Below are 6,821 nucleotides of genomic sequence, written 5' to 3'. Positions count from 1 at the left end.
GGGCGGGCGGGGCATCGGCCTGGCCAGCTCGCGGGCGAAGCCGTCCGGGTCGGCGGCCAGCCGCTGCACCTGGGAGGCGGAGAGCGACAGCGGCAGCGGCACCTCGCGCACCGCCGACCTGGCCTGCCGCAGCTCGCCGCCGAGCGCGGCCAGGTCGCGGTCCCAGGAAGCCACGGCCCGTTGCTCCTCCGGAGTGAGCTCGGCCTCCTCCGCCGCCGCCTCGGCCTCGGGTTCCGGGGCCGCGCCGGCGAGCCTGGCCAGCACCGCGTTGGCCGCCTCCCGGCGGCGGGTCAGGGCCACCGGGTCGAGCGGCAGCGGCCAGGCCCGGTCGCGCTCGGGCGCGGCCAGCGCCGGGTTCTCGGCCTCCTCCGGGGGTTCGTCGGCCCAGACCTCGACCTCGCCGTGGTCGGGTCCCGACTCGCAGTGGGCGCGCAGCGCGGTGAGGAAGTCCGAGGGGCCGCGCCGCCTCTTCTGGCTCGGCCCCCACCAGTGTCCGGAGCCGAGGAGCAGGGCGCGGGGCCGGGTGAAGGTGACGTAGCCGAGCCGCAGCTCCTCCAGCCGCAGCTGCTCGGCGACGGCCGCCAGGTACTCCTTGTGGGCCGCCGACGTCCAGTCCTCGACGGCGGGCAGCGTCGCCGCGTCGCCGCGCAGCGGGTGCGGCAGTGTCCTGGCCTGCCGGAGCCAGGAGTCCCGCGACGACCTGGCCGGGAAGACGCCGGCGCACAGCCCGGGCACCACGACCACGTCCCATTCCAGGCCCTTGGCCTTGTGCGCGGTGAGCACCTTCACGGTGTTCTCGCCGCCGGGCAGCGAGCCGTCGAGCCCCTTGTCGTACTGGGCTGCGGCGCGCAGGAAACCGAGGAACGCGGGGAGCGTGGCCTCGCCGTCGACGGCGGTGCCGGCCCGCCCCGCGGCGAAGCCGGCGGCCAGGTCGAGGAAGGCGCTCAGCGTCTCCCGGCGGCGGGCGGCCAGGGCCTGCGGGGAGGCCGACAGCTCCACCTCGAGGCCGGTGACGGCCAGCACCCGGTGCAGCACGTCCATCAGCGGGTCGCCGAGCGCGCGCCGCAACTCCCGGATCTCGGCGGCCAGATGGGCGAAGCGGAGCCGGGCCTCGGTGGAGAACGGCAGCCCGTCGTCCTCGCCGGGGCCCGGCCCGCCGCCGTCCACGAAGGTGTCCAACGCGTCGGCGAGCGAGGTGATCTCGGCCGGGTCGGTGCCCTCGACGGCCGCCGCGAGCGGCTCCCCCTCGCCACCGTCGACCTGGCGCACCAGCAGCCGGGCGCGCCGGCCGAGCAGCGCCAGGTCGCGCGGCCCGATCCGCCAGCGCGGCCCGGTGAGCAGCCGCACCAGGGCGGCGTTGGCCGTCGGGTCGGCCATCACCTGGCAGACGGACACCAGGTCCGCGACCTCCGGCAGGTGCAGCAGCCCGGCCAGGCCCACCACCTCGACCGGCACGTCGCGCTCGACCAGCACCCGCTGGATGTCGGCGAACTCGGCGGCGGTGCGGCACAGCACGGCGATCTCGCCCGGCGGGGTGCCGGTGGCGACCCGGTGCGCGACGGCGTCGGCCAGCCAGGTCAGCTCCTCGGCGTGGGTGGTGTGCAGGGCGCAGCGCACCAGGCCGGCCTGTTCGGCGCCGTCGGCCGGGCGGAGCGGCACGACGGCCGGGTGCCGCTCGCGCAGCGGCGCCGACAGGTCGTTGGCCAGGGTGAGCAGCCGGCCGCCGCTGCGCCGGTTCTCGCTGAGGCTGTACCTGTCGGCCGGGCCGCCGTCGCGCCGCGGGAAGTGGTCGGGGAAGTCGTCGAGGTTGGCGACGGAGGCGCCGCGCCAGCCGTAGATGGCCTGGCAGGGGTCGCCGACGGCGGTGACGGCGTGGCCGGTGCCGCCGCCGAACAGGCCGGCGAGCATGACGCGTTGGGCGACGGACGTGTCCTGGTACTCGTCGAGCAGCACCACGGCGTACTCCTCGCGCAGCAGCCGCCCCACCTCGGGCACCTCGCCGGCCAGGGTGGCGGCGAGCGCGATCTGGTCGCCGAAGTCCAGCAGGTCGCGGGCGCGCTTGCGGGCCCGGTACTCCTCGACGACGCCGAGGAGCTGGCCGCGGCCGAGCGCGGCCTGTGGCACCTGGCGGAGGTCGGCGTTGGTGAGCTCGGCGCGGCCGAGCTCGGCGAGCAGCTCGGCGTCGAAGGCGCGCAGCCGCTCCGGGGTGACCAGGTGCTCGGACAACTCGCCGTCGAGGGCGACGAGGTCGGTGACGAGGGTGGTGAACGACGCGCTCGGCGGCTCGAAGTCGGGGGGTGCCGAGCGCAGCACCTCGGCCGCCAGCTGGAAGCGGCCGGCGTCGGCGAGCAGCCTGGCGGCCGGCTCGATGCCGAGCCGCAGCCCGTGGTCGCGCAGCAACTGGCCGGCGAACGCGTGGTAGGTGGAGATCCGCGGCTCGCCGGCCGGCTCGCCCGACGGGTCCTGGTCCGCCGTGTCGGTGATGCCCGCCCTGGCCAACGCCTTGCGGACCCGCTCGGCCAGCTCGCCGGCCGCCTTGTTGGTGAAGGTGAGGCCGAGCACCCGCTCGGGCGCCACCTGCCCGGTGCCGGTCAGCCACACGACCCGGGCCGCCATCACCGTCGTCTTGCCGGAGCCGGCGCCGGCCACGATCGCCTGCGGCGCCGGCGGCGCGGTGACGCACGCCAACTGCTCCGCGGTGAACGGGATGCCGAGCAGCTCCTTGAGCTCCTCGGGGCGGGTGAGTCGGGCGGGCACCTGGGAAACCCTAACGCCGACCACCGACATCCCCGGGCCGAGCCGGGCCCCCGGGGCCGCGACCTCGGCCGGGGCGGCTCGCCCGGCCAGGGCCCGGCGCCGCTACTCCACCACCTGCCGCCCCTCCGGCCTGGCGCTGCACGCGCCCCGGAAGGCACAGGAGCCGCAGTGCTGTCCGGCGGCCGGCGCGAACCGCTCGTCGAGGACCTTTCCGGCGGCGGTGGCCAGGAGTTCGCCGACCCACTCGCCGTTGGTCGGGTCGAGCGCCTCCTGCCGCTGCACGGTGGGCAGCGCGTCGCCGCCCTCCCGTTTGGGCGCGCCCTGCCGCAGGTGGACGAGTTCGGCGCCGCCGAGTTCGCCGGGGACCGCCTCGCCGTCCCGCACCGCGAGCTGGTAGACGGCGAGCTGCGGGTGCCGCTCGACCTCGGCCCTGGTCGGCTTGGAGCGGCCGGTCTTGAAGTCGACGACGTAGACCCGGCCCTCGGCGTCCCGCTCGACGCGGTCCAACACGCCCCGGATCCGCACCTGGTGTTCGCCGGCCGACAGGACGACCTCGAACTCCTGCTCGCTGGCGGCCGGTTCCCGGCCGTCCCGGCCCTGGAGCACGTGCCAGCGCAGGAAGCGCTCCAGCGCGGCCCGTGCCTCCGCCTGCTCGCGGCGCGACTGCCAGGGCGCCTCGAAGGCGAGACCGTCCCAGACCGTCTCCAACCGCTCCATCAGCACCGCGAGATCGGCCGGGGCGGTGCCGGACGCCACCTCGTCGGCGAGCACGTGCAGCACGTTCCCGAAGCCCTGGGCGGCGGTGGCCGGCGCGTCGGCGTGCACCTCGCGGCCCAGGAACCACTGCAACGAGCAGGTGTTGACCAGCTGGTCGAGGGCGCTGCCGGAGAGCGCCACGGGGCGCTCCGGGTCGCGCAGCGGCGCGGCGGCCCTGGTGGGGGCGCGCAGGCCCCACCAACGCTCCGGGTGGGCGGCGGGCGCCAGCGGGTGTCCCTCGTCGTCCCGCAGCGCCGCCAGGTCGGCGAGCCGCCGGGCGGCGGCCCGGCGCAGCGCCGGCGAGGCCGCCGGGTCGACGGTGGTGGCCCGCAGCTCGGCCACCATGGCGGCGAGGGCCAGCGGCCGGTGCGGCCGGCCGCCGACCTCCCGCGGCTCGGCGCCGAGTTCCCGCAGGAAGCGGGACGGCTGGTCGCCCTCGTCCGCGCCCTGCACCGCGGTCACCACGAGCCGGTCCCTGGCCCGGGTGGCGGCCACGTAGAAGAGCCGCCGCTCCTCGGCCAGCAGCGCTCCCGGGCTCAGCGGGTCGGCGAGCCCGTCCCGGCCGATCCGGTCCGCCTCCAACAGCGAGCCGCGCCGCCGCAGGTCGGGCCAGAGCCCCTCCTGGACGCCCGCGACGACCACCAGCGACCATTCGAGCCCCTTGGCCCGGTGGGCGGTCATCAGCCGCACCGCGTCCGGCCGCACGGCCCGCGCGGCGAGCGTGTCGGCCGCGATGTCGTGGGCGTCGAGCTCTTCGAGGAAGTTGCGGACGCCCCGCCCGCCGAGCCGCTCCTCGGCCCGCGCCGCCGCCTCGAACAGGGCGCAGATGGCGTCCAGGTCACGGTCCGCGTTCCGCCCGCCCGCGCCGCCGCGCCGGGCCGACCGCTCCAGCCTGGCCGGCCAGGAGGTGCCGTCCCACAGCAGCCACAGCGCCTCCTCGGCGCTGCCGCCGCCGGCCAGCAGCTCGCGTGCCTTGCGCAGCAGCAGCCCGAGCCGCTGCGCCGCGCCGGCGTAGGACGGCTCGTGGGTGACCAGCCGTTCCGGCTCGGCCAGCGCCCGCGCTATCAGGTCGTCGGAGGCGGGCGGCACGGCGACGCCGGCGGCCCGCTCCTCGTTGCGCAGCGCCCGCCCGAGCCGGCGCAGGTCGGCGGCGTCCATCCCGCCGAGCGGCGAGGTGAGCAGCGCGAGCGCGGTGTCGGGGGCGAGCACGGTCGGCTCCGGCCCCGGCTCGGCGACGGCGCGCAGCGCGGTGAGCAGCGGCGCGACGGCCGGCTCCTGGCGCAGCGGCAGGTCGTCACCGTCCACCTGGAGGGGCACGCCGGCCGAGGTGAGCGCCCGGCGCACGCCGGGGATGGAGCGGGAACCGGCGCGCACCAGCACGGCCATCTCGCCCCACGGCACGCCGTCCTCCAGGTGGGCGCGGCGCAACAGATCGGCGATGTTGTCGAGTTCGGCGCCGGGCGTCGGGTACGTGAACGCCTCGACGCGGCCGCCCGACCGGTCGGCGGCCAGCGCGCGGTGCCGGCGGACGGCGTCGGCGGGCAGCCTGGCCAGCGGCATCCGCTGGGTGAGCAGCCGCGTCGCGGCCAACAGCGCGGCACCGCTGCGGCGGTTGGTGTCCAGCACGGCGACCGGCGCGGGGGCCCCGGCGCGGGTGGGGAAGGCGTCGGCGAAGCCGAGGACGCCGTTGACGTCGGCGCCGCGGAAGGCGTAGATCGACTGGTCGGGGTCGCCGAACACCACCAGGTCGCGCCCGTCCCCGGCGAGCGCGCGGAGCAGCGCGACCTGCGCCGGGTCGGTGTCCTGGTACTCGTCGACGAAGACCGCGTCGTAGCGGCCGCGGACGGCCGCGGCCACCTCGGGGCGCTCGGCGAGCCGGACCGCGCCGCGCACCAGTTCGGTGTAGTCGAGGACGCCCTGGGCCTCGGTGACGTCCAGGTACTCGGCGAGGAAGTGGGCGGCGGCCGCCCAGTCGTCCCGGCCGGTCTCGCGGGCGAACGAGGCGAGCGTGCCGGGGCCGAGCCCCAGCTCGCGGGAGCGCGCGAGGACGGCGCGGAGCTCGTCGGCGAAGCCGCGGGTGGTGAGGCAGGCGCGCAGTTCGTCCGGCCAGTCGATCCCGCGCCCCCGGCGCTCCGGGTCATGGTGGCCGGCGAGGAGTTCCCGCAGGTAGAGGTCCTGTTCCGGGCCGGAGAGCAGGCGCGGCGGCTCGGCGTAGAGCTCGCGGTCCTGGTGGGCGCGGACGAAGGCGTACGCGAACGAGTGGAATGTGGTCGCCCGCGGGGAACGACCTCCCATACGGGCCGTCATCCGGTCCCGCAGCTCGGCCGCGGCCTTCCGGCTGAAGGTGAGCACCAGGACCCGCTCGGGATCGGTGCCGCCGGCCACGCGCCGGGCGACGGACTCGACCAGCGTGGTCGTCTTGCCCGTGCCGGGGCCGGCCAGCACCAGCAGCGGTCCGCCGGAATGCTCAACCACGGCGCGCTGACTGGCGTCAACAGCAGGGACACGCGCGTCGGCGATCGGGGTGCGTACCAGTCGATACGCTCCCGGAGCGGACGGCGGGCGGTCAGTGGACGGGACGGAGAGGCTCACGTGGCTCACGTGCATCGCGGATTCTCGGTGACGGATGGGGAGACGGTACGCCAGTCGGGCCCCCGGGCGCAGCCCGACCGGTGGTACCGGTGAGTGCGCCGGCCCCGGCCGGCGCCTCAGGGGAGCGGGCGCGGGTCGGCGCCCGCTCCGTCCCAACGGGCCGTGCGCATGTCGAGCCGTGGCGTGCCGTCGGCCTGATGTCGCAGCGGGGTGCCCTCGACGCGGTAGTGCTCGAGCGCGCGCCGCTCGTGCCCGGGCAGCGGTCGGCCGTCGGCGCGGACCACGCGCCACCACGGCACGGCGCCGCCGTAGACCGCCATCACGTGGCCGACCTGGCGCGGTCCGCCCTCGCCGATCCACTCGGCGACGTCCTTGTAGGTGAGTACCCGCCCCGCGGGAATGCCCTCGACCGCGGCGAGCACCCGGTCGGCGTACTCCGGAAGCTGGTGGGTTTCTTGGCCGGCCATGGCGCCCATGGTGCCGTATGTCACGGACCGCGCCCCTCGGCGCGTCTCTCGTGTCACTATCGTCCCAAGGGCAGGGGGGAGAGCTGGTCGACAGCTCCTGCCAGAGGGGACCTTCAGGGAAGCGGCCAGTGATACGGGGCGAGGAAGAGAACGCGAGCGGCTACCCGCGGGGCGCTGACCCGCGCGGGGGCGAGTCGCGCCCGGCCGGGCTGATCGCCAGCCCGCGGGCGACGGCGGCGGGCGGCGGGG

3 protein-coding genes are annotated in these 6,821 nt (G+C 77.0%); all 3 read right to left on the bottom strand.

All coding sequences use genetic code 11. The annotated features are described in order from the left end of the window. Positions 1 to 2,787: ATP-dependent helicase (locus E1283_RS28920; RefSeq protein WP_425086250.1), on the bottom strand; the 2,787-nt coding region annotated here is incomplete at its 3' end. 72 nt (positions 2,788 to 2,859) lie between these two features. After that, complete coding sequence (locus E1283_RS28915) at positions 2,860 to 6,120, bottom strand: ATP-dependent helicase (RefSeq protein WP_132821122.1); 3,261 nt, start codon at positions 6,118 to 6,120, stop codon at positions 2,860 to 2,862. Positions 6,121 to 6,221: 101 nt separating this feature from the next. Continuing rightward, on the bottom strand, positions 6,222 to 6,572 hold the full coding sequence (locus E1283_RS28910) for an MGMT family protein (RefSeq protein ID WP_279571299.1): 351 nt from the start codon (positions 6,570 to 6,572) through the stop codon (positions 6,222 to 6,224). Positions 6,573 to 6,821: the final 249 nt, after the last annotated feature.

It is taken from the genome of Streptomyces hainanensis (assembly GCF_004348415.1).
GTDB classification, from domain to species: Bacteria; Actinomycetota; Actinomycetes; order Streptomycetales; family Streptomycetaceae; genus Streptomyces; species Streptomyces hainanensis.
Note: the sequence above shows the minus strand (reverse complement) of the source record. Positions and strands in the feature narration are given on the sequence as shown.